Origin of the sequence: Streptomyces sp. NBC_00247, from assembly GCF_036188265.1 — a bacterium.
Taxonomy (GTDB): domain Bacteria; phylum Actinomycetota; class Actinomycetes; order Streptomycetales; family Streptomycetaceae; genus Streptomyces.
This window is the reverse complement of sequence record NZ_CP108093.1, coordinates 661,473-684,071: the sequence shown is the minus strand read 5'-3', so window position 1 is coordinate 684,071 and position 22,599 is coordinate 661,473. Positions and strand designations below refer to the sequence as shown.

General features: G+C 72.5%; 20 protein-coding genes. 10 read left to right on the top strand and 10 right to left on the bottom strand.

Going from position 1 to position 22,599, the window contains the following annotated elements; genetic code table 11:
* Positions 1-2 precede the first annotated feature (2 nt).
* Both OHT52_RS02695 and OHT52_RS02690 read right to left on the bottom strand, forming a co-directional pair.
* Positions 3-989 (bottom strand): ABC transporter substrate-binding protein, encoded by a 987-nt coding sequence (locus tag OHT52_RS02695; RefSeq protein ID WP_328718485.1) that lies wholly within the window; start codon positions 987-989, stop codon positions 3-5.
* Positions 986-1,885 carry an ABC transporter ATP-binding protein gene (locus OHT52_RS02690; protein ID WP_328718484.1) on the bottom strand — a complete coding sequence of 300 codons (900 nt, stop codon included), beginning with the start codon at positions 1,883-1,885 and terminating at the stop codon, positions 986-988. The genes OHT52_RS02695 and OHT52_RS02690 overlap by 4 nt, the downstream gene beginning before the upstream one ends.
* A 220-nt stretch (positions 1,886-2,105) precedes the next feature.
* Between OHT52_RS02690 and OHT52_RS02685 the strand changes: the two genes are divergently transcribed.
* Positions 2,106-3,053 (top strand): endonuclease/exonuclease/phosphatase family protein, encoded by a 948-nt coding sequence (locus tag OHT52_RS02685; protein ID WP_328718483.1) that lies wholly within the window; start codon positions 2,106-2,108, stop codon positions 3,051-3,053.
* Positions 3,054-3,200: 147 nt separating this feature from the next.
* Here the strand turns inward: OHT52_RS02685 and nadE are convergent, their stop codons facing one another.
* Both nadE and OHT52_RS02675 read right to left on the bottom strand, forming a co-directional pair.
* Positions 3,201-4,043 carry an ammonia-dependent NAD(+) synthetase gene (gene nadE / locus OHT52_RS02680; RefSeq protein ID WP_328718482.1) on the bottom strand — a complete coding sequence of 281 codons (843 nt, stop codon included), beginning with the start codon at positions 4,041-4,043 and terminating at the stop codon, positions 3,201-3,203.
* 153 nt (positions 4,044-4,196) lie between these two features.
* Entirely contained in the window at positions 4,197-5,186 is a 990-nt protein-coding gene (locus OHT52_RS02675; protein ID WP_328718481.1) for an ArsR/SmtB family transcription factor, read from the bottom strand.
* Between the two features lie 404 nt (positions 5,187-5,590).
* On the opposite strand from OHT52_RS02675, the gene OHT52_RS02670 reads away from it, so the two are divergent.
* The 6 genes from OHT52_RS02670 to OHT52_RS02645 all read left to right on the top strand — a co-directional run bounded on the left by OHT52_RS02670 (position 5,591) and on the right by OHT52_RS02645 (position 13,989).
* Complete coding sequence (locus OHT52_RS02670) at positions 5,591-6,913, top strand: hypothetical protein (protein WP_328718480.1); 1,323 nt, start codon at positions 5,591-5,593, stop codon at positions 6,911-6,913.
* Between the two features lie 296 nt (positions 6,914-7,209).
* Positions 7,210-8,211 carry a TIGR03842 family LLM class F420-dependent oxidoreductase gene (locus OHT52_RS02665; protein WP_328718479.1) on the top strand — a complete coding sequence of 334 codons (1,002 nt, stop codon included), beginning with the start codon at positions 7,210-7,212 and terminating at the stop codon, positions 8,209-8,211.
* Positions 8,212-8,385: 174 nt separating this feature from the next.
* Positions 8,386-9,936 carry an NCS1 family nucleobase:cation symporter-1 gene (locus OHT52_RS02660; RefSeq protein WP_328718478.1) on the top strand — a complete coding sequence of 517 codons (1,551 nt, stop codon included), beginning with the start codon at positions 8,386-8,388 and terminating at the stop codon, positions 9,934-9,936.
* Positions 9,937-10,099: 163 nt separating this feature from the next.
* Positions 10,100-12,322: an NADP-dependent isocitrate dehydrogenase gene (locus tag OHT52_RS02655; RefSeq protein ID WP_328718477.1), complete on the top strand. Its 2,223-nt coding sequence runs from the start codon at positions 10,100-10,102 to the stop codon at positions 12,320-12,322.
* Between the two features lie 234 nt (positions 12,323-12,556).
* Positions 12,557-13,585, top strand: a complete 1,029-nt coding sequence (locus tag OHT52_RS02650) for an LLM class flavin-dependent oxidoreductase (RefSeq protein ID WP_328718476.1) — start codon at positions 12,557-12,559, stop codon at positions 13,583-13,585.
* Positions 13,582-13,989 carry a hypothetical protein gene (locus OHT52_RS02645; RefSeq protein ID WP_328718475.1) on the top strand — a complete coding sequence of 136 codons (408 nt, stop codon included), beginning with the start codon at positions 13,582-13,584 and terminating at the stop codon, positions 13,987-13,989. Before OHT52_RS02650 ends, OHT52_RS02645 begins: the two co-directional genes overlap by 4 nt.
* Positions 13,990-14,107: 118 nt before the next feature.
* Here OHT52_RS02645 and OHT52_RS02640 read toward each other — a convergent pair whose 3' ends face one another.
* Positions 14,108-15,031, bottom strand: a complete 924-nt coding sequence (locus tag OHT52_RS02640; protein WP_328718474.1) for an MBL fold metallo-hydrolase — start codon at positions 15,029-15,031, stop codon at positions 14,108-14,110.
* A gap of 93 nt (positions 15,032-15,124) precedes the next feature.
* Between OHT52_RS02640 and OHT52_RS02635 the strand changes: the two genes are divergently transcribed.
* Both OHT52_RS02635 and OHT52_RS02630 read left to right on the top strand, forming a co-directional pair.
* The gene (locus OHT52_RS02635) at positions 15,125-15,520 is read left to right on the top strand and encodes a MerR family transcriptional regulator (protein ID WP_328718473.1); all 396 of its coding nucleotides are present in this window, start codon (positions 15,125-15,127) and stop codon (positions 15,518-15,520) included.
* A gap of 176 nt (positions 15,521-15,696) precedes the next feature.
* On the top strand, positions 15,697-15,876 hold the full coding sequence (locus tag OHT52_RS02630; protein ID WP_328718472.1) for a hypothetical protein: 180 nt from the start codon (positions 15,697-15,699) through the stop codon (positions 15,874-15,876).
* 7 nt (positions 15,877-15,883) lie between these two features.
* Here OHT52_RS02630 and OHT52_RS02625 read toward each other — a convergent pair whose 3' ends face one another.
* On the bottom strand, positions 15,884-17,293 hold the full coding sequence (locus OHT52_RS02625) for a hypothetical protein (RefSeq protein WP_443046468.1): 1,410 nt from the start codon (positions 17,291-17,293) through the stop codon (positions 15,884-15,886).
* Between the two features lie 153 nt (positions 17,294-17,446).
* Between OHT52_RS02625 and OHT52_RS02620 the strand changes: the two genes are divergently transcribed.
* Positions 17,447-18,742 (top strand): molybdopterin-dependent oxidoreductase, encoded by a 1,296-nt coding sequence (locus OHT52_RS02620; RefSeq protein WP_328718470.1) that lies wholly within the window; start codon positions 17,447-17,449, stop codon positions 18,740-18,742.
* A gap of 445 nt (positions 18,743-19,187) precedes the next feature.
* Here the strand turns inward: OHT52_RS02620 and OHT52_RS02615 are convergent, their stop codons facing one another.
* From OHT52_RS02615 to OHT52_RS02600, 4 genes are all read right to left on the bottom strand, one after another.
* A complete protein-coding gene (locus tag OHT52_RS02615; RefSeq protein ID WP_328718469.1) occupies positions 19,188-19,982 on the bottom strand; it encodes a class I SAM-dependent methyltransferase in 795 nt (264 codons plus the stop codon).
* Positions 19,979-20,659, bottom strand: coding sequence for a TIGR04282 family arsenosugar biosynthesis glycosyltransferase (locus tag OHT52_RS02610; protein ID WP_328718468.1), 681 nt, complete (start codon positions 20,657-20,659; stop codon positions 19,979-19,981). The genes OHT52_RS02615 and OHT52_RS02610 overlap by 4 nt, the downstream gene beginning before the upstream one ends.
* The gene (locus OHT52_RS02605) at positions 20,656-21,396 is read right to left on the bottom strand and encodes a glycosyltransferase family 2 protein (protein WP_443046467.1); all 741 of its coding nucleotides are present in this window, start codon (positions 21,394-21,396) and stop codon (positions 20,656-20,658) included. Before OHT52_RS02605 ends, OHT52_RS02610 begins: the two co-directional genes overlap by 4 nt.
* A 107-nt stretch (positions 21,397-21,503) precedes the next feature.
* Positions 21,504-22,598, bottom strand: a complete 1,095-nt coding sequence (locus tag OHT52_RS02600; protein ID WP_328718466.1) for an NAD-dependent epimerase/dehydratase family protein — start codon at positions 22,596-22,598, stop codon at positions 21,504-21,506.
* Position 22,599 lies beyond the last annotated feature (1 nt).

The following is a 22,599-nucleotide window of genomic DNA, read 5'->3' as shown; positions in this document are numbered from 1 at the left end:
CGCTACTTCTTCGTCAGGGCGTCGACGAGGGAGTCGGCGTACGCCTCCATGGAGCGGGGACCGCCGAACATCCAGACGCCGTCGGGCAGCCGGTGCACGTTGCCGTCCTTGACGAACGGGAGCGACTTCCAGACCGCGTTCTTCGACAGGTTGTCGGCGAACGCGTCGCCGTCCACGTCGTTGGCGACGTAGGTGAAGTGGACGTCACCGAGCTTGGTGAGACCCTCGACGTCGGTGGTCGCGAGGCCGTAGGCCTTGTCGCCCTCGACGGTCCAGGCGTTCTTGAGGCCGAGCTGCTCGTTCACCGCGCCCAGGAGGGACTTGGCGGTGTAGGCGCGCACGGAGACCTGGTTGGCGTCGACGTAACCGTCGGCGGAGGCGATCGAGGCGCCGCCGAGACCCGCGTCCTCCAGGGCCTTCTTGTTCTCGGCGATGCTCGCCTCGAACTCCTTCTTCACCGTGTCGGCCTCGGCGGTCTTGCCGGTGGCCTGCGCGATGAGGTCGAGACCCTTGGTCATGGTGCCGACCTGGTCGGCGCCGTCGGCGGAGGTCACCTGGATGACCGGGGCGACCTTGCGCAGCTGCGCGACGACGTCGGGGGAGAGGTCGTCGGTGGCGACCACGAGGTCCGGCGCGAGGGCCGCGACCGTGTCCATGCTCGGCTCGCCACGCGTACCGATGTCCTTCGGGCTGCCGGTGAGCGGGGCCGCGGTGTTCCACGCGGCGTACCCCTTCACGTCCGCCACGCCGACGGGGGCGACGCCCAGCGTGACCAGGTCCTCGATCACGTTCCACTCGGTGGCGACGACCTTGGTCGCGGGCCCGTCGAGGGTCACCTTGGTACCGGTGGCGTCGGTGACGGTGATCTTCTGGGAGGCGGGCGTCGCGGAGGCGGCGGAGTCGTCCGTGGACGGCTCCGAGGTGCCACAAGCGGTCAGCGAGAGAGCGGCGACGGCGACGGTGGCCGCGGCGAGGAGGTGACGCTTCATGAGGAGGTGCTGAGCCTTTCGGATCTGGAGTGGTGGCGGCCTATCGCGCGGGTGCGCAGTCGGCCCGTGGACGGATCGGTGTCGACGTCGATACGGATGCCGTAGACGTCGGACAGCAGCTCCGGTGTGAACACGTCCTCGGGTGCGCCGTCGGCGACGACGCGTCCCGCGTGAAGCAGAGCGACCCGGTCGGCGACTGCCGCCGCCTGGTCGAGGTCGTGGAGCACGACACCCACGGCGATGCCGTGGAAGTCGGCGAGATCGCGCATCAGGTCGAGGAGTTCGACCTGGTAGCGGAGGTCGAGGTAGGTGGTCGGTTCGTCCAGGAGCAGGACGCCGGTCTCCTGCGCCAGACAGCTCGCCAGCCACACGCGCTGGAGCTGCCCGCCGGAGAGCTGTTCGACGCCCCGATCGGCGAGGTCCTCGACACCGGTGAGGGCGAGGGCGCGGTCCACCGCGGCGGTGCCGTCCGGGTCGGGGCGACCCCAGCGGCCCCGGTGCGGGTAGCGGCCGAACTCGACCACGTCCCGCACGCTGAGGCCGCCCGGCGTGGACCGGGACTGCGTCAGCAGTGCGACGCACTTGGCGAATTCGCGGGCGCCGAGCGCGAAGCCGTCGGTGGCCTCCTCGGTGCCCGCGTCCACGGTGAGCGAGCCGCTGCGGGCGTTCTGGAGTCGGGCGAGCGTACGCAGCAGCGTGGACTTCCCGCTGCCGTTGGGCCCCACCAGAGCGGTCACCTCGGCGGGCCGCAGGGCCAGGCTCGCCGCGTGCACGACGTCCGTCCGGCCGTAGGCGACGGTCACCGCGTTCGCGGACAGCCCGTGACCGCGCGTCTGTGGCACGTCGGCAGCCGAAGGGGCGTACGCCGTGCCGGAAGTGCTCTCACCAGCTTTCATGTGGCTTAGGTTAGCCTGCCCTTAGATGTGGTGGAACATCACCCCTGGTCACAAGATGGCGACGATGGAACGGCCCGTGCGATCGCACGCACCGGACGCCGCCGGACCCGCCCTCAGGGCGGACGGCGCTCCTTTCGCGACACGCTTTACCATCACCACCGTGCCGGCGCGGTGCGGCGTCCGGCCGCCGGGCGGCCGGGCACAAGGAGGGGGACTGACGATGGGACTTCACGACATCCGACGACGTGGCGCCCGATTCGTGATCGCGGGAGCGCTGGCCGCGGTGCTGTCGCCGGCGACGGTAGCGGTACCGGCCGAGGCGGCGACACCGCATGCGTACACGGTGTGGCAGTGGAACGTGGCGGGGAACACCATCCACGACGGCTCCACCACCGACGGCATGGTCGATCAGGCGGCCGCGTCCATCGTGAACCGGGCGGCCGACTTCGCCGGGTTCAACGAACTGTGCAAGGGCCAGTACGACGCCCTGGTGACCGCGCTGCGCGCCAAGGGCTGGCCCGCGGACACGCAGAACTTCGCGCGCTTCGAACCGAGCCGCCCGGCGGGCAACTCCTCGGTGTGCAACGGCGAGGAGTTCGGCAACGCACTGTTCAGCAAGCAGCCGCCGGGCACCGCGGCCCGTATCGCGCTGCCGGACGACGGCTCGGCCGAGAAGCGCAACCTGCTGTGCGCGCCGCTGTCCGGCACCCCCGCGATCCGGTTCTGTACGACGCACATCACCACGAACCAGTCGTTCAACGTGGCCCAGTTGGACGCGGTGCGGCAGAAGCTGGAGGCCTATCACGCCGCCGGTGAGACGGTCCTGATCTCGGGCGACTTCAACGCCCAGCCGCACTACGGCCGACTGAACCCGTTCTACGCCCCGAGCCTCGACGTGCCGAACAACGGCGACAACACCGGCGCGTACCGGGAGCTCGACGACAACGACACGGGCAACTGCCTCGGCTACGGGGAGTGGACGGCGGACGGTACCCCCGGCGCGGCACCGCCGTGCGGGGGCAAGGCGAAGATCGACCTGATCTTCGTCCGTGAGAGCGCGTTGGCCGGCTCGTACAGCGAGGACTCACTCGCCATCTCCACGTCCTGCACGGGTGTGGCGGCCTGCTCGGACCACCGGATCGTCGTCGGCACGGTGACCGTCGCCTGAGGGCTGTCCCGACCGGACCGGACCGTCCGGATCGAAGGCGCGTCCCCGGCCCCGCGGCTGTTCCGCGGGGCCGGGGACAGCGCCCGCCGGCGATCGGCGGGTACGCGTCTCAGCCGCGTGCGCGCCGTTCCGCCGTGTCCGGCCAGGTCAGTCCTTCCACCAGTCGTCGAGCGGGGTGGCCGGGACGGTGCGCTTGTGCCTCGACGCCAGGTAGATCGACTCCAGCCTCGCCGCGACCCCGGGAGCGACCTCCGCGCCCTCCAGGTAGTCGTCGATCTCGGAGTACTTCAGACCGAGCGCGACCTCGTCCGGCAACGCGGGGCGGCCGTCCTCCAGGTCCGCCGTCGGTACCTTCTCCCAGGTGCTCTTCGGGGCACCCAACTCCCTCAGCAGCGCGGCGCCCTGACGCTTGGTCAGCCCCGTGAGCGGAGTGAGGTCCACCCCTCCGTCGCCGTACTTCGTGAAGAAGCCGGTCACCGCCTCGGCCGCGTGGTCGGTGCCCACGACGAGCAGCCCCAGCTGTCCGGCGAGTCCGTACTGGATCACCATGCGCTCACGGGCCTTGACGTTGCCGCGCACGAAGTCCCGGAGCTCCGGCTCCCCTTCCGACAGCTCCGCCAGCCCGCGCGCGACCTCCCCGGCCACGGTGTCAGCGCCCGGCTTGACGTTCACCGCGACCGACCGGTCCGGCCGGATGAACTCCAGCGCGATCTGCGCGTCGTGCTCGTCGGCCTGCACGCCGTACGGCAGCCGCACCGCGAGGAAGGTGGCCTCGTGCCCCTCGGCCCGCAGTTCCTCGGCCGCGAGCTGGCACAACTTGCCGGTCAGCGTGCTGTCCTGCCCGCCGCTGATCCCGAGCACATAGCCCTTGGCCGGGGTCGACCGCAGGTAGTCCTTGAGGAAGTCGACCCGTTGCCGGATCTCCACCTTCGGTTCCACTGCCGTCCTGACGCCGAGGTCGGCGATAATCTGCTCCCTGAGGGTCACCATTCTGGTAACTGTACTGGCCGCCGCGTTACGGGGAGATGTCGGCACGGTCGTGCCGCACCGGCATCCCGCTCCGATTGTTCCGCAGGTCACAGGGGCGGCGTCGCCGATCTGGCGGTGGCGGCCACTGTCCGGAGCGGGGCGGCCCGGCCGGCCTCACCGCAGCGCTCCCTCCAGTACCGCCCGGCCGAGCCGGGTGCGGTGGTGGAGCACCCGTACTCCCTGGCGCTGGGAGAGCAGCAGCCCCGCCTCCCGCAGCACGGTGGCGTGCCTGCTGGCGGTCGACGGTGCGAGCCGGAGCGCCGCCGCGAGGTCCATCGTGGTCATCGGGCGGTCCAGGATCCGCAGCAGCTCGGCGCGGGAGGCTCCGATGAGCTGCGCCGCCGGGGCGTCGCCGCCGTGGCGCCGGCGTTCGAGCCAGCCGGGCGCGGGCGAGAGCGGGTGGACGAGGACGGGGGGCAGCTCCTCGTCGGCGAGGGTGATCGGGGAGCGGACGCAGAAGAAGGCCGGCAGAAGGGTCAGTGCCCGCCCCCGTAAGGCGAGTTCGCGGTCCTTCGGGTACGGAGTGGACAGTGTGCGGTCCCGGTAGTGCCACCCGGGCAGCTCGTCGTACCCGAGGAGGAGGCCCTCCGCGCCGTGGCTGAGGACGGCTTCGGCGCGCGCGGCCCGGTCGGCCGTCGCCTGCTCGCGGATCGCGTCGAGATAGGGCGCGACGGCCACCCGGTGGTAGGCGCGCAGGGTGGAGGCGAGCCGGCGCAGGGCCCGGGGGGAGCCGTCGGCCAGGGGGTGTACGGCGGCCGGGACGGGCCTGCCGGTGTGGGCGTACAGCAGGGTGAGTTCGGCGCGCAGTCGCGGTCGGGGGGTGGAGAGCAGCCGTTCGAGCCCGGTGTCGAGATCGGTGTCCCCGCGACCGGGCGTCAGGAAGTCGGGGAAGTACGAGCGGTCCGGGCACAGCCGCATCAGGGTGCGGGTCGCGGGGACGAGCCCGGACCGCCGCAGCGCCCCGGTCACCTCACGGCGCCATCCCCCGAACGCGAGGGGCGCCTGGCGGTTCTGGAGCAGATGCAGGCTCAGCGCGGTTTCCCACAGGGGGTCCACGTCCGGGGCGAGACGCAATCGGGCCAGCTCCTGGTGTGTGAACTCCACCCGTAGCACGGCCCACCCCCGGTGGTCGGGGGCGTTCGTCGGCGCCCGCCCGGCGGAACTCTACGCGCATTGCGGAACTGACGCATGCATGTCAGGAGAAGCGGAAGGTAGCGGGGCCCCGCCCCGGCGGCAAGGGTGCGCAGGCCTCCTTCGACCAGGAACGAATGGCTTGCGCGCCGCCCCGGACGGCACCACCGTGGCGGTCACGTGTCACACCGTCACCGGGCCGCCGGCCCGGTGCGCCCGGACCCCCGCAGGAGGCGCCGTCCCGGATCCCGGTCGCAGAGGTCCGCGGCCGTCGTTCCACGACGACACGGGCGCCACCGCCACCACCGCCACCACCCTCCCGGGCGTACCTGCCGTCCGGGAGTCCTTCCCCGCCCCCACCGAGAAGGAGGCGCACCATGCGCCGTGACCAGAGACCCACCCCCCTGCCCGTGTCCGTACCCCGCGACCCGGATGTCCGCTCCGCCGCGCGCCTCGTCCGCCGTGGACCCGCCGCCGCGGTCTCCCTGCTGGCCCTCGCCGCCCTCTCGCTCGCCGCCGGCCCCGCCGCGGCCCGCGACGCCGCACCCCGGGACACCCCGCTCGGCAGCGTCACCTGGCGGGCGGACCTGTCCGCGCCCACCGGTGACGAGACCAACGTCAGCCGTGCCGACGGGGTGCTGCGCCTCCGCGACCACCACGTACGGCCCGCCTCCGCGCGCTCCCCACGGGGACAGGCCGCGGTCCTCCTCCCCGTGCACGAGCTCGACCGGGCCGTCGACCGGATCACCCCGGACGTCGACGTCACGCTCCCCGCCGGGTCCGAGGTGGTGGTCGACGTGCGCGGGCAGGACGGTCTCGGCAAGTGGACCGAGTGGCGGGAGGCGAGCGAGGGCGCCCCCGCCGTGCTGCCGCGGGCCGTCACCCGGGTGCAGACCCGGATCCTGCTGGTCGCCGCCCCGGACGGCGCCGCGCCGAGCGTCCGCTCCCTGTCCCTGAGCGCCGAACTCGACGTCGACGCGCCCCGGTCCGTCACGGCCGCCGCGTCCCTCACGACCACGGTCTACGCGACCCGCGAGGGGCTGGTGGGCGGCACCACCGCCAACGGGCACGTGATCACCGCCTCCGACCACTTCGTGGCCCTGCCGTCCCGGCGCGGCCTCTCCCCGAAGGGCAGCGCCCAGTACTCGGTCAAGGTCTGCGGCCCCGTGCGCTGCGAGACCGCCCCGGTGTGGGACGTCGGCCCGTGGAACACCAAGGACGACTACTGGAACCTGTCCTCCGCCCGGGAGTCCTTCAAGGACCTCCCGCAAGGCAAGCCCGAGGCGCAGGCCGCGTACCTGGAGGGGTACAACGGCGGTCTGGACGGGTCCGGACGCAGGGTGCTCAACCCGGCCGGTATCGACCTCGCCGACGGCACGTTCTACAACGTCGGCCTGAACAACAACGGCTATGTCACCGTCGAATACCTGTGGACCGGCGCCGGTGCCGCGACCAAGTCCTTCCCGACCTGGGGCGCCGACGTCAACATCCGTCAGCAGGCCACCAGCGCCTCCACCCGGGTCGCCCAGCTCGCGGGACCCACGACCGTACGGGTGCAGTGCCAGGTGCACGGCCAGCTCGTCCAGTCGAACGGATACAGCAACGACGCCTGGTCCTACCTGCCCGACTACGGCGGCTACATCTCCAACATCTACATCGACAACGCCGCCGGCTGGCTCCCCGGCGTTCCGACCTGCTGAGTGCGCGCGGGTGGTGCGGCCCAGGCCTCACCACCCGCTCCCCGCTCCCTCTTCCCAAGGTGGGGAAAGCGGTCCAGAATCATCGCTCCGCGACTCGCGTCCGAGGCGCCGTCGTACAGGGGCCGGCATGGTCCGATATGGAAGGATTCCGCCGGAGAACGTCACTGGTGGGCGTCGTGCCCGCAGTGCCCCTGTCGGGCGGACTCGCCCGCGACGGGCGGAAGTTCACCGGCCGGGGCGGCCGCGGCCGTCCGCCCCCGCGCCATCCTTCGTGCAATGGACCAGGGAGCAGCGACATGGACTTCGGACTCGTCCTCCAGACCGACCCGCCCGCCTCGTCCGTCGTCGGCCTGATGCGTCGCGCCGAACACAACGGATTCACGTACGGCTGGACCTTCGACTCGGCGGTGCTCTGGCAGGAGCCCTTCGTCATCTACAGCCGCATCCTCGAACACACCGAGCGCCTCGTCGTCGGCCCCATGGTCACCAACCCCGGCACCCGCGCCTGGGAGGTCACCGCCTCCACCTTCGCCACCCTGAACGACATGTACGGCAACCGCACCGTCTGCGGCATCGGCCGGGGCGACTCCGCGATGCGGGTCGCGGGCCGCAGGCCCAACACGCTGGCCCGGCTCGGCGAGGCGATCGACGTCATCCGCGACCTCGCCGAGGGCCGCGAGGCGTCCGTCGACGGGCAGCCGGTCCGCATCCCGTGGGTGAAGGACGGCAGGCTCCCGGTGTGGATGGCCGCGTACGGGCCCAAAGCGCTGGCGCTCGCCGGGCAGAAGGCCGACGGATTCATCCTCCAGCTCGCGGACCCGTTCCTCACCGAGTGGATGATCAAGGCGGTGCGGGACGCGGCGGCGGAGGCGGGCCGGGACCCCGACTCGGTCACCATCTGTGTCGCCGCCCCGGCTTACGTGGGCGACGACCTCGACCACGCGCGCGAGCAGTGCCGCTGGTTCGGCGGCATGGTCGGCAACCACGTCGCCGACCTCGTCTCCCGGTACGGCGAACACTCCGGACTGGTGCCCGAGGCCCTCACCGCGTACATCGCCGGCCGCTCCGGTTACGACTACAGCCACCACGGCCGGACCGGCAACCCCGACACCGCCTTCGTACCGGACGAGATCGTCGACCGGTTCTGCCTGCTCGGCCCCGCCGAAGCGCACATCGAGAAGCTGCGGGTCCTGCGCGACCTCGGGGTCGACCAGTTCGCCGTCTACGACATGCACGACGCCCGCGAGGCCACCATCGACGCCTACGGATCGACGGTCATCCCCGCCCTCGCCGGCTGACCCCGGACCGCCGCACCCGCACCGCGTCGTCGACCGGAGCACCTGTTCCGCGTCCAGACCAGACCAGACCCGCGCACCCGCACCGGCTGTACGTACGTCCCGGGCCCCGCACGACGCCCGGCCCGGGACCCCGCGCCCCGCACGGCACCACCTCCGAGCGAAGGGTCCAGCCGCATGACAGCAACCACCCCGCCCACCCCTCGACCCCAGCAGCCGCCGTCGGGCGGGACGCCCGCCGGCGCCGACCCGTCCGACCGGGGCGCCCTCGCCCCCGGATACGTGCCGGGCCACCCGTCCTACGTCAACGAGGACCTGCTCCCCGTCCCCCCGGAGCGGCGCACCTGGACCACGTACAACTTCGCCGCCCTCTGGATCGGGATGGCGCACAACATCCCGTCCTGGCTGCTCGCCTCGGGACTCGTCGCCCTCGGCATGGACTGGAAGCAGGCCGTCCTCACCATCGCGCTGGCCAACGTGATCGTGCTGCTGCCGATGCTGCTGACCGGACACGCCGGACCCAAGTACGGCATCCCGTTCCCCGTGCTGGCCCGCGCCTCCTTCGGGTTGCGCGGCGCCAACCTGCCGGCCCTGATCCGTGCGGCCGTCGCCTGCGCGTGGTTCGGCATCCAGACCTGGATCGGCGGGGTGGGCGTCTTCACGCTGCTCGGCAAGATCTTCGGCGGCTGGGCCGGCGCCGCCCCGATCGGCGGCCAGCCGTGGACGCTCTGGCTCTGCTTCGTCCTCTTCTGGGTCCTCGAACTCGCCATCATCCACCGGGGCATGGACACCCTGCGACGGTTCGAGAGCTGGGCCGCACCGTTCGTGATCGTCGGCGCCCTCGTGCTGCTGGTCTGGATCGCCGTGAAGGCCGGCGGCTTCGGCCCCCTGCTGGACCAGCCCTCCCGGCTCGGCTGGGGGAGCGACTTCTGGCCGGTCTTCTTCCCGTCCCTGATGGGCATGATCGGCTTCTGGTCGACCCTGTCCCTCAACATCCCCGACTTCACCCGCTTCGGCGCGGGCCAGAGCGCCCAGGTTCGCGGACAGACGCTCGGCCTGCCGACCACCATGACGTTCTTCGCGCTGCTCTCCGTCCTCGTCACCTCGGGTTCCGAGGCCGTGTACGGGAAGGCGATCTGGGACCCGGTCCAGCTCGTCGCGCGGACCGACAACGTCTTCGGCCTGCTCTTCGGCCTGGTGACGGTGCTCGTCGCCACCATCTCCGTGAACATCGCGGCCAACGTCGTCTCGCCCGCCTACGACCTCGCCAACGCCCTGCCGAAGCTGATCAATTTCCGGACCGGGGCGCTCGTCACCGGTGTCGTCGGGGTGCTGATGATGCCCTGGAAGCTCACCGAGACCCCCGAGCTGTACATCTACACCTGGCTCGGCCTGGTGGGCGGTCTGCTCGGGACGGTCGCGGGCATCCTCATCGCCGACTACTGGTACGTCCGCCGTACGGTGCTCGACCTGCCGGACCTCTACGAGCCCGGCGGGCGCTACTGGTACCGGGGCGGATGGAACTGGAGGGCCGTCGTCGCCTTCCTCGTCGGCGGACTCCTCGCGGTCGGCGGCTCGCACTCCGCACCCGGCGCGGGACCCTTCCCCGAGGACGGGATCGTCTTCTTCCTGAAGCCCCTCGCCGACTACGGCTGGGCGGTCGGCCTCGCCTCGTCGCTCGTGCTGTACGCCCTGCTCAGCGGCCGGAAGGACGCCCGGGACGCCTGACCGGGACGATCTGCCGGAGGCCGGTCCCGCACATCGGGACCGGCCTCCGCCGGCGGGCGGACCGGGGCGGAAGCGCGCGGGTACGGGGTCCCTTGTGGAGACCGGACCGGTCACGAGATATCTTGATGTCAAGCAATGTTGCAGACGTGGAGCGGAGCACCCGGTGACTGACTCGACCATCATCTATACGCACACCGACGAGGCCCCTGCGCTGGCGACGTACTCGTTCCTGCCCGTCGTCGAGGCGTACGCCTCGACCGCAGGTGTCACGGTCGAGCGCCGCGACATCTCGCTCGCGGGCCGGATCATCGCCAGTTTCCCGGAGCGTCTCACGGCCGACCAGCGTATCGATGACGCGCTCGCCGAGCTGGGCGAGCTGGCCAGGACGCCGGGCGCCAACATCATCAAGCTGCCGAACATCTCGGCCTCGATCCCGCAGCTCAAGGCCGCCGTGGCCGAGCTCCAGGCGCAGGGCTACGCCCTCCCGGACTACCCGGACGACCCGCAGACCGACGAGGACAAGGACGTCCGCGCCCGGTACGACAAGGTCAAGGGCAGCGCGGTCAACCCCGTGCTGCGCGAGGGCAACTCCGACCGCCGCGCCCCCGCGTCGGTCAAGAACTACGCCAAGGCCCACCCGCACCGCATGGGCGCCTGGACGGCCGACTCGAAGACGAACGTCGCGACCATGGGCGTCGACGACTTCCGTTCCACCGAGAAGTCCGCCGTGATCGCCGAGGACGGCTCGCTCCGTATCGAGCTCGTCGGTGACGACGGCTCCACCACCGTGCTGCGCGACTCCGTACCGGTCCTGGCCGGCGAGGTCGTCGACGCCGCCGTCATGCGCGTCGCCGCGCTGCGCGAGTTCTTCACCGCGCAGCTCGCCCGCGCCAAGTCCGAGGACGTCCTCTTCTCGGTGCACCTCAAGGCCACCATGATGAAGGTCTCCGACCCGATCATCTTCGGCCACGTGGTCCGCGCCTTCTTCCCGAACACCTTCGCCAAGCACGGCGACGTGCTCGCGGCGGCCGGCCTCACCCCGAACGACGGCCTCGGCGGCATCCTGAAGGGCCTGGACTCCCTGCCCGAGGGCGGCGCCGAGATCAAGGCCTCCTTCGAGGCCGAGCTCGCCGAGGGCCCGGCCCTCGCGATGGTCGACTCCGACAAGGGCATCACCAACCTGCACGTCCCCAGCGACGTCATCGTCGACGCCTCCATGCCGGCCATGATCCGCACCTCCGGCCACATGTGGGGCCCGGACGGCAACGAGGCCGACACCCTGGCGGTGCTGCCCGACAGCAGCTACGCCGGTGTCTACCAGGTCGTCATCGACGACTGCCGCGCCAACGGCGCCTTCGACCCGTCGACCATGGGCTCCGTGCCGAACGTCGGTCTGATGGCGCAGAAGGCCGAGGAGTACGGCAGCCACGACAAGACCTTCGAGATCCCGGTCACCGGCACCGTCCGCGTGGTCGACGCGAAGGGCGACGCCGTCCTGGAGCAGACCGTCGGCGCCGGCGACATCTTCCGCATGTGCCAGACCAAGGACCTGCCGATCCAGGACTGGGTCAAGCTGGCCGTCACCCGCGCCCGCGCCACCGGCGTCCCGGCCGTGTTCTGGCTGGACGAGACCCGCGCGCACGACGCCAACCTCATCGCCAAGGTGAAGACGTACCTCGCCGACCACGACACGGACGGCCTGGACATCTCGATCAAGTCGCCGGAGGAGGCCACCGCCTTCTCGCTGGAGCGCATCCGCCGCGGCGAGGACACCATCTCGGTGACCGGCAACGTCCTGCGCGACTACCTCACGGACCTCTTCCCGATCCTGGAGCTGGGCACCAGCGCCAAGATGCTCTCCGTGGTCCCGCTGATGAACGGCGGCGGCCTCTTCGAGACGGGCGCCGGCGGCTCCGCCCCCAAGCACGTCCAGCAGCTCGTCAAGGAGGACTACCTCCGCTGGGACAGCCTCGGTGAGTTCCTCGCCCTGGCCGTCAGCTTCGAGCACCTCGCGGTGACCACCGGCAACGCCCGCGCCCAGGTCCTCGCCGACACCCTGGACCGCGCCACCGGCACGTTCCTGAACGAGGACAAGTCCCCGAGCCGCAAGCTCGGCGGCATCGACAACCGCGGCAGCCACTTCTTCCTGTCGCTGTACTGGGCGCAGGAGCTGGCCGCGCAGACCGCCGACGCCCAGCTCGCCGAGGCGTTCGCGCCGCTGGCCAAGACCCTCACCGAGCAGGCGGACACCATCGTCGCCGAGCTGAACGCGGTGCAGGGCTCCCCGGTCGACATCGGCGGCTACTACCAGCCCGACCCGGAGAAGGCCGCCGCCGTCATGCGCCCGTCGGCCACCTTCAACCAGGCGATCGCGACCCTCGCCTGATCCGGCCCCCCGGGTGAGTGCCCGCACCGCCTGAGTGCTCGTAACGCCCGCCGTACCGACGCCTCCGCCCCGGCCAGGGATGACCCTGCCGGGGCGGAGGCGTGTCCGGCGGCGTGCGGTCCAGGCTGGGCCCGATCCCGCAACACCACCGCCACCTTCCGACCCGCCCCGCCTGCCAGAATGGGCACGGCTCCGCCGACCGGCAGGAGGCTGTGAACGACGACGGAGGAACGCGTGCCGACCACCTCGAAGCCGCTGCGCAAGCTCGGGTTCCTCACGATCGGTCTCTTCGACGGCGCGAACCCGCGCCCCGGCCACGAGTCGACCCTGCGGATCATCGAACTGGGTGAGCGGCTCGGCTTCGACAGCGCGTGGGTGAGGCACCGCCACCTCCAGTACGGCATCTCCTCACCCATGGCCGTCCTGGCGGCGGCCACCCAGCGCACCAGCCGCATCCACCTCGGTACCGCCGTCGTCCCGCTCGGCTGGGAGAACCCGCTCCGCCTCGCCGAGGATCTGGCGACCGTGGACATCCTCTCCGGGGGCCGCCTGGAGCCGGGCGTCAGCGTGGGCCCGCCCATGCACTTCGACCGGGTCAAGGACGCGCTCTACCCGGACACGGCCGCCGACGAGGACTTCGGCCACGACCGGGTACGCCGGCTGCTCGACTTCGTACGCGGCGAGCGGGTCACCGCCTTCAGCGGCACCGAGGGGATCGAGGTGTTCTCCGACCGCGTGGAACCGCACTCCCCGGGCCTCGGCGAGCGCATGTGGTACGGCGCCGGAAGCCTCCGCTCCGCCCGGTGGGCGGGCGAGAACGGGATGAACCTGCTGACGAGCAGCGTGGTGAAGGCGGAGGACGCCGCCGGGTCGCCGGACTTCGCCGAGATCCAGCTCTCCCACATCCGGACCTTCCGCGCGCACCACCCCGACGGAGACGCCGCCCGCGTCTCCCAGGGGCTCGTGGTCATCCCCACCGACTCCGCCACCCCCGCGCAGCGCGCCACGTACGAGGAGTACGCCCGCAGCCGGGCGCCCCGCACCACCGCCCCGCAGGGACCCGCGCGCATGATGTTCGCCCCCGACCTGGTCGGCACCTCGGAGCAGCTTGCCGAACAGCTGCACGCCCACGCCGCGTTCCGGGAGATCGACGAGGTCGCGTTCGCGCTGCCGTTCAGCTTCGCGCACGAGGACTACGTCCAGATCCTCCACGACGTGGCGAACGTCCTCGGGCCCGCACTGGGATGGAAGCCCGCGCAGTGACGGAAAGGAGCGGAACGTCCGGGGGCCTGCCCCCGGACGTGGCCGATGTCCTCGACCTGATCCTGAACCCCGACGACCCCGTCCATGCCGCTCTCCGCAGGCAGGTGCCCCACCTCGGCGTGACCTCCCGCTGCACCTGCGGATGCGGTACCGCCCACTTCGCACTCGACCCCGCCGAGGTGGAGCCCGCCCCCACGGGCCCCGGCACCGTCGTGGCGGCGGAAGCGCAGCTCTTCGCCGCGTCCGGTGAGTGCGTCGGCGAGGTCCTGGCCTTCGCGCGGGCCGGCTACCTGTCGTGGGTGGAAGTCTGTTCCTGGAGCGACGACGGCCCCGGCACTGCCGGGCTCGCGTATTCAACTGTCGCCCGTTCTCCGTGGGCCCCTCTCTCTGGTGACGTTATGTGAGCGTCGGGGTGTCGGCGACGACCGGGCTCGGCTTCTCCAGGACATGGCGGCGGATCGGGAGAGGGTGACGCGCGCGTCGTCCGGAAACCTCTGTGCCCCCAGGAGTCCCTCTGAGTGATCAAGTCGGCAGCTGCTGGGCCGCGCGGTGGTCGTGCGTCGGGATGATCGTGACCCGGTCCTTGACGGCGTGCAGGCGGTGCAGCGTCCGGAAGGTCTCGTGCCGGTCTTCGTCGGCGAGCTTGCCGGGGTAGCCGGCCTTCTGCCGGATGAGGTCGATCTGGTCGGTGTGCCAGGCAGCGTCGCCGGCGAGCAGCACCCAGCCCGTTGCCGTGTGCGCCAGCACTCCGATGCTGCCAGGGGTGTGACCCGCGAGGTCGACGAGCACGACGGAACCGTCGCCGAAGAGGTCGTGGCTGGCGGTAAAGGTGAGGATCGGCGGGCCGTCCAGTTCGTACGGGACGATGTCCCGGCCACGCAGGGCCTCGCGGACGCCACCCACGGGCGCGATCGGGCCCTGCATGACCCAGTCGTGTTCGCGTCGGTGCAGATGTACCGGCAGTTCGGGAAGATCGAGGAGTCCGGATACGTGGTCCCAATGCGTGTGCGTCGGCAGCGCGAAATCCAGGCCGGAACGCGGCAGTTCATGCAGCGCGGTAACGGTGGCGACGGTGTCCGCCGGGGGACGCACCGCGACCCGCAGGAACGGCGGCAATGTCGCGACGGCGCGGCTGTCGACATCCAGGCAGACACCCGGGTCCACGATGAACGTCGTTTCCGGGTGGGTGATCACGAAGGACAGCAGTGAATTCGCGATGCGCCGCGGCTGCCGCAGCCCCTCCACGATCAGTGCGGTGGGCACGGACCGTGGCACCTGTCTCAGTGCGGACACGGTGACCGACACCGCCGTGTCCGGTAGCCCCGCGTCGGTCAAGCCGCGCAGGAACCGCTGGTCGGGGCGTCGGGGACGAACAAGACCCGTGGCCAGGCTTGCGACCGCGCCACAGCATGCGGCCAGCGTCGGTGATCTCACAGCGTCGGACATGGCAGCCCTGTCTCTCTCGCGATCGGGTGGTGGGTTCGATGACGGGACGGTATAACTTCAGGTCGACCTGAAGTAAAGGAGTGTGATGTCCCAGTGGAGTTGAAGATCGGCGATGCGGCTGCCCTGCTCGGGGTGGCCACCCATGTCCTCCGACACTGGGAGGACATCGGACTGCTCACCCCGCGCCGGCTGCCCTCCGGGCATCGCGTCTACGACGACCAGGCCGTCGGCCGGGCCCGCCTCATCCAAATCGGCCGGCGGGCCGGGTTGTCACTCGCCGAAATCGGTGAACTCGCCGCGGGGGAACGGGCCGACCGCGTCGGCCTGGTCAACGCGAAGCGCGCCCGGATCGCCGAACACATCACGAACCTCGAACTGGCTGACCGGTTCCTGGCCCACCTGGAGCACTGCGTGCACCCGGTCATCTCCGACTGCCCGGAGTGTTCCGCCCTGGTGGGGCGGGGCGCGCGGTCGGCGATCACCCGGTGATACAGCAGGAGAACGCGTGCGGCACGGCCGTGGTGAGCCTTCGGCTGCGTGTCGGTGTCAGAGGCTGCGAGCCCGTCCGGCAGGCACGGCTGTGCCGATGAAGTGGTGGGGGTCGCGGAGGGGGCGCGAGCCCTGGCCGCCCGTGCCGGAATTCCCCCTGCCTCGGTGATCAGAAGGTGAGAGGGCGTGCCCGTCAGCGGGTACGCGAGCACGGGCGCGAGCGGTACGCCGAGGTCGCGGACGTCATCGAGACACCGGCGTCGGCCTGTCAGGAGGCGATGTACCGGGAGGCGAACCTGCTCGCCCCGTGCAAGACGCCGGCCGCCGCCGTCCAACTGCTGGGACCGCGCCCCTGAGAGCGCGTCACCAACTCGTCCGCAGAAGGTGGTTGACCAGAAGGGCCAGCACCACCTGCGCGCCGAGCCAGCCGCGCCGGTGACCCTCCGGCAGCACGGCGGCGGCGGGCAGCAGCCAGAGCACGAACGGCAGCCAGATGCGCTCCGTCTCCGCCTTGCTCATCCCGGACACGTCCGCCGCCATGACGGCCAGGACCGCCACCAGGGTGAGCACCGCGAGCCGCTGCGCCCCGGCGAGCGGCAGGCCGGCCCGGAGCGCCCGTACGGCACCGGGCGCCGCGACCGCCGATCTGCGCAGGCCGGCCACCGTGGCCAGTCCGGCCGATACGGTGACGGCGGCGAGGTTGGCCCAGACCCAGTAACCGTACGGCCGCTTGCCGCCCACCCCCTGGTCGTACCGTTCCACCAGCAGCGGATACGCCTCCCACCAGTGGAACCCCGCCAGCGTGAACAGGGCGGGCACCACCAGCGATCCGGCCGCGAACGCGGGCAACGGGCGGGCCGTGCGGGCGAGTACGAGGACGGTCGCCAGCAGTGTCACGGTCAGCGGAAGCCCGTAACTCAGGTAGCACACCAGCCCGAACAGCAGGCCCGACCCGGCCGCCGCCGGTCCCGGCAGACGGGTCGCGCGGGTCGCCGACACCGCGAGCAGCGCCATCGACCAGCCGACGACCGCCGCGAACGCGGCATCGGCCGAGACCCCGGCCCAGATCGCCCCGGGCGCGAGGACGAGGAACGGCGCGGCCTTTCGCGCGAGCTCCTCTGCGACCAGCACCCGCAGGGTGACCAGAGCGGCGGTCGCCGCGGTCGCCGCGAGGACGACACAGCAGACCGCCGCCCACACGGCCCCGCCGAGACCGATCCGGTCCAGGAGCACGAACGGCAGGGTGGCACCCGGCGGATGCCCGGCCACATGGGTGGGCCAGTTCCCCGGCCTGCCCATCACGATGTGGTCCTCGAAGGTGCGCAGGGCGGCGCCGATGTCGTGGAACCCGGCGACGCCCGCGAGGTACTCGTGACGGCTGGTCAGCTTGAGGGCGAAGCCGCTCCGCCAGCCGTCGATCATCGCGAGCGAGAAGATCCACGCCGCCGACACCGCCCAGGAGAGGGCGAGCAGCCCGCGCCACCGCGTCGTCCCGGCCACCCGGGGGCCGAGGGCGACCGCGAGCACGGCCAGGGCGAACGCCGCCGGTGTACCGGGCCCGAGGTGGGGGTCCCACGACGCGATCAGGGGCGGCCATCCCGCGTACAGGCCGCCGTCGCCGTTCACCGCCCAGCCGACGAGCACCGCCACCGCCACCAGCGCCACCCCGCAGGCGGCGGCGGTCAGGTCGCGGCGTCCCGCGCGGTCCACCGCACCGGGCCGGCCCGGGACTTTTGTTCCTCCGGCGCGTCCGGCGCGCTCCTCGGTCCTCACCCCGGCACGCTAAGCCGCGGGCGGACGTTTCCCCCGGCCGACCGGGCCGTCGCACGCATGACGGGGCATTCGGGCCACTCGACGGGGTGACCCGGCCCGCACGCCGCGAAGCGCGTCCCCGGACCCGGAGAGTCCGCGCCCTACCGTCGCACCATGGGTGACCTCGTGCGACGCCTCCGTACCCTGCCCGGACCCACCCGGCCCGACTTCTGGCGCAGCCCCTTGCGGGGAGCGCGGTTCACCGCCGTGCTCGGCCTCGTCCTCCTCGTCGGGCTGACCCTGGTGGCGGTCACCGGGCTCCTCTCGTACGCCGCGTACAACCCGGATCTCGCGGCCGTCAACGACAAGACACCGGACAAGGGGCTGCTCGGCTTCTACCTGTTCGCCTGGCCGACCGGCCCGCACTGGCTCTACCGGCTCACACAGGGAGTCCACGTCACCCTCGGCACCGTGCTGGTCCCCGTGCTCCTCGCCAAGCTCTGGTCGGTGATCCCCCGGCTCTTCGCGCTCCCGCCGGTCCGCTCCGTGGGGCACGCGCTGGAGCGGCTCTCCGTCGTGCTGCTGGTCGGCGGCGCGCTCTTCCAGTTCGTCACCGGGCTCCTCAACATCCAGCTGGAGTACGTCTTCCCGGGCTCCTTCTACCGGCTGCACTTCTACGGAGCGTGGGTCTTCCTGGCCGGCTTCCTCAGCCACACGGCCCTCAAGCTCCCCACGGCGGTACGCGTCCTGCGCGCCGGGATTCCGGCGGGGGAGACGCCGGCGGGGGAGATCGGAAAGGGGGAGAGCGGGACGGGGGAGAGGGACACCTTGGCCGCCCCGGCCCCCACCCCGCCCACGCTCTCCCGGCGCGGTGCGTTCGCCATGGTGGGCGCCGGTTCGCTGGTCCTGTTCGCCACCACGGCCGGGCGCAGCTCCGACGTGCTCCGCCCCAGCGCACTGCTCACCCCGCACGGGGTCGAGGACCCGGGCACCGGACCGGCCGGCTTCCAGATCAACAAGACCGCCGCCTCCGTCCACATCCGCCCCGCCGACATCGGACCTGCCTGGCGCCTGACCGTACGCGGACCGGCCGGCACCTTCCGCTTCACCCGGGCCGCACTCCTCGCGATGGACCAGCACAGCGCGGCGCTCCCCATCGCCTGCGTGGAGGGATGGTCCACCTCCGACCAGTGGTGGCGCGGGGTGCGGCTGCGGGACCTGGCGGCCGTCGCCGGGTTCCCCGACCGGCCCCCGGGCGTGCTCGTGGAGTCCGTACAACGCGCCGGCTCCTTCCGCGAGGCAGCCCTGCGCGACAACCAGGTGCGCGACGGCCGCTCACTCCTCGCCCTGGAGGTCAACGGCGTGCCGCTGTCGGCCGACCACGGCTACCCGGCGCGGATCATCGTGCCGGCCGCCCCCGGCGTCATGAACACCAAGTGGGTCGGCGCCCTGACCTTCGGTGCCCTGTGACCGGCCGCGAGCACGACCCGGACGGGGGAACGCGCACGGGCGGGGGTACGGGCACGGGCGGGGGAGGGAGCACGGCGGCGCGACCGCGCACCCGGCCGCGCGCCACCGGTCACTTCCACCGCCGGTACGGCGAGGGGCCGCTGCACCTGCTGCTCCTGGCCGCGACCTTCGCCCTGACCGGCTACGCCGGGGTCCGGCTCCTGCACGGCGACACCCCGCGGATCGTGCTCTGGTTCGCCGGTGCGGCGGTGGTGCACGATCTCGTCCTGCTGCCCGTCTACTCGACGGCCGACCGCGCCCTGCGCGAGGCGCTGGGGGCGCGGTCGGACCCGGGCGGTGTCCGGCGCCGCGCGGTCAACTTCGTACGCGTACCGGCATTTCTCTCCCTGCTGCTCCTGCTGGTCCAGTTCCCGCTGATCGCACGACTCTCCGAACGGTACGAGCGTTACACCGGGCTCTCCGTCGACGTCTTCCTCGGCAACTGGCTCCTCGTCACCGGGGTGCTCTTCGCCGTCTCGGCACTCTGGTTCGTCCTGTCCGCCCTGCGCCGGAGCGGCCGGGCGGCGCGGCGGCGCAGGGAGACGAAGGGCCGCCCGCCGGACTCCCACTGATCGACCACGCGCCAGCCCTGCGGACGGGCGAGGCGCAGCAGTGCGGGGGTCCCGAGCCGGGCCCACGGGAACGGCTCCGGGGGGTCCGGACGCCCGGGGCCGGTAGTACTTCCGTCGTGGAGATGGACCTCGGACCGTTCGTCCAGGTCGAGCGGGTGCGTCTCCACGACGAGGAGGCCCCCCGGGGCGAGCAGCGCCGCCACCCGCTCCAGGAGCACGGACGGGTCCCCACCGATCCCGATGTTGCCGTCCGCCAACAGCACCGTGCCCCACCGGCCCTCGCCCGGCAGCGGGTCGAAGACACTGCGCCGCAGGGCCCACCCGCCGAGACCTCGGGTGCGGGCCACGGCGGCCTCGCTCACGTCGATGCCGAGTGCCCGGTGCCCGCGCCGGCTCAGCGCCGCCACCAGCCGGCCCGGCCCACAGCCGATGTCGAGCACCGGGCCCTCGCAGCGGCGCAGGGCCGACAAGTCGGCGTCGTCGGCGCCCAGACACCAGCGCTCCACGTCCAGCTCCATCAGCAGGCCGTCCGTCCGGCGCAGGAAGAGCGGTCCGCGGCCGGAGCGCAGCGCGTTCGCGTACGGGTCGGCGGCCCAGGAGACGTTGCTCGCGGCCTGGGAGGTGCTCATCGGGCCGCTGCCCGGTTCAGCCGGTCCAGGGTCGCGGCGAACCGCCCGTGCGGCGCGAGGCCGGCGACCCGTACCGCGTCCTCGGCGGTGTCCACGTCGCGCAGGCGCGGCAGCTCACGCACCGTCAGCCCGGCGCCGAGCAGCCGCGCGCGCTGCACCGCGCCCGTCTCGGGTACGGACATGGGGACGCCGCGCAGGAGCGCGGGGTCCGGGGCGGCGAGCCCGAGGGCCCAGAACCCGCCGTCCTCCGCCTCGCCGAACCAGGCCTCGCACCGCTCCCACCCGTCCGGCGCCAGCGCGGGTGCCACGTGGGCGGGTGCGACCTGCGGGGTGTCCATGCCGATGAGGAGCGCCGGCCCGTCGCAGCCCGCGAACGCCGCGGCGAGCCGTTCGTCCAGTCCCCCGGAGGACTGCGGCACCACCTCGATGCCCGGGGGCAGCCAGGGGCCGGGCCCGCCCTCCAGGACGAGGACCCGGCGCGCCGCCGGCAGGGAGAGCACCGTCAGCAGGGTGTCCGAGAGGGACGCGGCGGCGAGCTCCGCCGCCTCCTCGGCGCTGAACGGCGGGGTGAGCCTGGTCTTGACGCGACCGGGAACCGGTTCCTTCGCGATGACCAGCAGCGTGGTGGGGCCGCAGGGGAGCGGTGCGCCCGCGGAGGCCGGTACGGACGGGATCATCGACAGGACTCCGTCCGTACGGCGGTGCGCGCGAGCGGCGGTTCCCGCAGCACCGCCCGCATGTCGAGCACCGCGTGCCACGTGCCCCGCCAGGTCCCGGTGACCTTGGACCTGCCGGTACGGGGGCGGTAGGGGACATCGGCCTCGGCGATCCTGAGCCCCGAGTCGGAGGCCCGCACCACCATCTGGAGCGGGTATCCGCTGCGGCGGTCGGTGAGGTCGAGGGCCAGCAGCTCCGTCCGGCGTCCCGCGCGCAGCGGGCCGAGGTCCCGCAGCCGCAGACCCGTGCGGCGCCGCAGCATCACGGCGAGCGCGATGTTGGCGACGCGGGCGTGCAACGGCCAGGCGCCGCGCCCCTCGGGGCGGCGGCGCCCCAGTACGAGGTCGCAGTCGCCCGAGGCCACCCGCGTGACGAACGAGGGCAGCAGACCGGGGTCCAGCGAGTCGTCGCAGTCGCAGAAGCAGACGAACTCCGCCTCGGCGGCGGCGAGTCCCGCATGGCACGCGGACCCGAAACCGCGTCGCGGCTCGTGCACGACGGTGGCGCCCAGCGAACGCGCCACCTCCGCCGAGCCGTCGGTCGAACCGTTGTCGACGACGATCGCGCGCCAGCCCGCGGGGATACGGGCCAGCACCCGGGGAAGGGCCGCGGCTTCGTCCAGGCAGGGCAGCACCACGTCGACGAGGAAGGGGATGGGGGAAGAGTCGGTGGTCGAGGTATCGGTCACCCGGCTCACCCTATGAAGACGGATCGGGCATTTGCCTGCAAATGCGCCCCGCGAAACGGTGACGTCTCTCGGGTGGCCGTCCCGTGCCGGGCGCCCCGCACCACCGTGTCCCTCCGTCAGACATCCGCGAGACGGGCGCCGTCCGGGGGCGCGGACGCCCCTCCCCGCTGCGGCGCGGAGGCGAACTCCCGCATACCGTCGGCGAACCCCACGCGCGGCAGCCAGCCCAGTTCCGCCCGCAGCCGCCGGGAGTCGGCCGTCACGTGGCGTACGTCCCCGAGCCGGAACTCCCCGGTGACGACCGGGGGCGGACCGCCGTACGCGGAGGCGAGCGCCGCCGCCATCTCCCCGATGGTGTGCGGCTCCCCGCTACCGGTGTTGTACGCGGTGAGGCCGCCCGGAGCGCGCTGCGGGAGCGCGGTGAGCGCCGCCACCGCCGCCGCGGCGACATCGGCCACGTGCACGAAATCGCGTCGCTGCCCGCCGTCCTCGAAGACCCGGGGAGCCTCGCCGCGCGCCAGCGCGGACCGGAACAGCGAGGCGACCCCGGCGTACGGCGTGTCGCGCGGCATCCCGGGCCCGTAGACGTTGTGGTACCGGAGCGACACCGCCCGGCCGTCCGTCGCGCGCGCCCACGCGGCGGCCAGGTGCTCCTGGGCGAGTTTGCTGGCGGCGTAGACGTTCCGGGGGTCCGCCGGAGCGTCCTCGGGGACCAGCCCGGGTACGAGGTCCGCACCGCAGGACGGACAGCGGGGCTCGAAGCGGCCCGCCTCCAGGTCGTGCCGGGCGCGCGGACCCGGCCGGACCGGCCCGTGCCGCAGGCAGTCGTACTTCCCCTCGCCGTACACGACCATCGACCCGGCCAGCACCAGATCCCGGACCCCGGCCGCCGCCATTCCGGCGAGCAGCACCGCCGTACCCAGGTCGTTGCAGCCGACGTAGAGCGGTGCGTCGGCGAAGTCCTTGCCCAGTCCGACCATCGCCGCCTGGTGGCAGACCGCGTCCACCCCCACCAGCGCCCCGGCCACGGCCGCTGGGTCCCGTACGTCCGCGACGACCAGCCGCTCGTACGGCCCATCCGGAGCCGTTCCCCCGGGGTGGGCCGAGGGCAGCAGCGCGTCGAGCACCACCGCCTCGTGGCCGGCCGCGACCAGCGCCGTGGTGATGTGCGATCCGATGAACCCTGCTCCGCCTGTGACGAGTACGCGCATG

Excerpts from the sequence above, each read along its gene's own strand:
- OHT52_RS02690 (WP_328718484.1), bottom strand. The coding sequence starts at position 1,885 with ATGAAAGCTGGTGAGAGCACTTCCGGCACGGCGTACGCCCCTTCGGCT.
- nadE (WP_328718482.1), bottom strand. The coding sequence starts at position 4,043 with ATGGTGACCCTCAGGGAGCAGATTATCGCCGACCTCGGCGTCAGGACG.
- OHT52_RS02695 (WP_328718485.1), bottom strand. The coding sequence starts at position 989 with ATGAAGCGTCACCTCCTCGCCGCGGCCACCGTCGCCGTCGCCGCTCTC.
- OHT52_RS02640 (WP_328718474.1), bottom strand. The coding sequence starts at position 15,031 with ATGTCCGACGCTGTGAGATCACCGACGCTGGCCGCATGCTGTGGCGCG.
- OHT52_RS02610 (WP_328718468.1), bottom strand. The coding sequence starts at position 20,659 with ATGATCCCGTCCGTACCGGCCTCCGCGGGCGCACCGCTCCCCTGCGGC.
- OHT52_RS02685 (WP_328718483.1), top strand. The coding sequence starts at position 2,106 with ATGGGACTTCACGACATCCGACGACGTGGCGCCCGATTCGTGATCGCG.
- OHT52_RS02600 (WP_328718466.1), bottom strand. The coding sequence starts at position 22,598 with ATGCGCGTACTCGTCACAGGCGGAGCAGGGTTCATCGGATCGCACATC.
- OHT52_RS02670 (WP_328718480.1), top strand. The coding sequence starts at position 5,591 with ATGCGCCGTGACCAGAGACCCACCCCCCTGCCCGTGTCCGTACCCCGC.
- OHT52_RS02620 (WP_328718470.1), top strand. The coding sequence starts at position 17,447 with ATGGGTGACCTCGTGCGACGCCTCCGTACCCTGCCCGGACCCACCCGG.
- OHT52_RS02615 (WP_328718469.1), bottom strand. The coding sequence starts at position 19,982 with ATGAGCACCTCCCAGGCCGCGAGCAACGTCTCCTGGGCCGCCGACCCG.
- OHT52_RS02665 (WP_328718479.1), top strand. The coding sequence starts at position 7,210 with ATGGACTTCGGACTCGTCCTCCAGACCGACCCGCCCGCCTCGTCCGTC.
- OHT52_RS02660 (WP_328718478.1), top strand. The coding sequence starts at position 8,386 with ATGACAGCAACCACCCCGCCCACCCCTCGACCCCAGCAGCCGCCGTCG.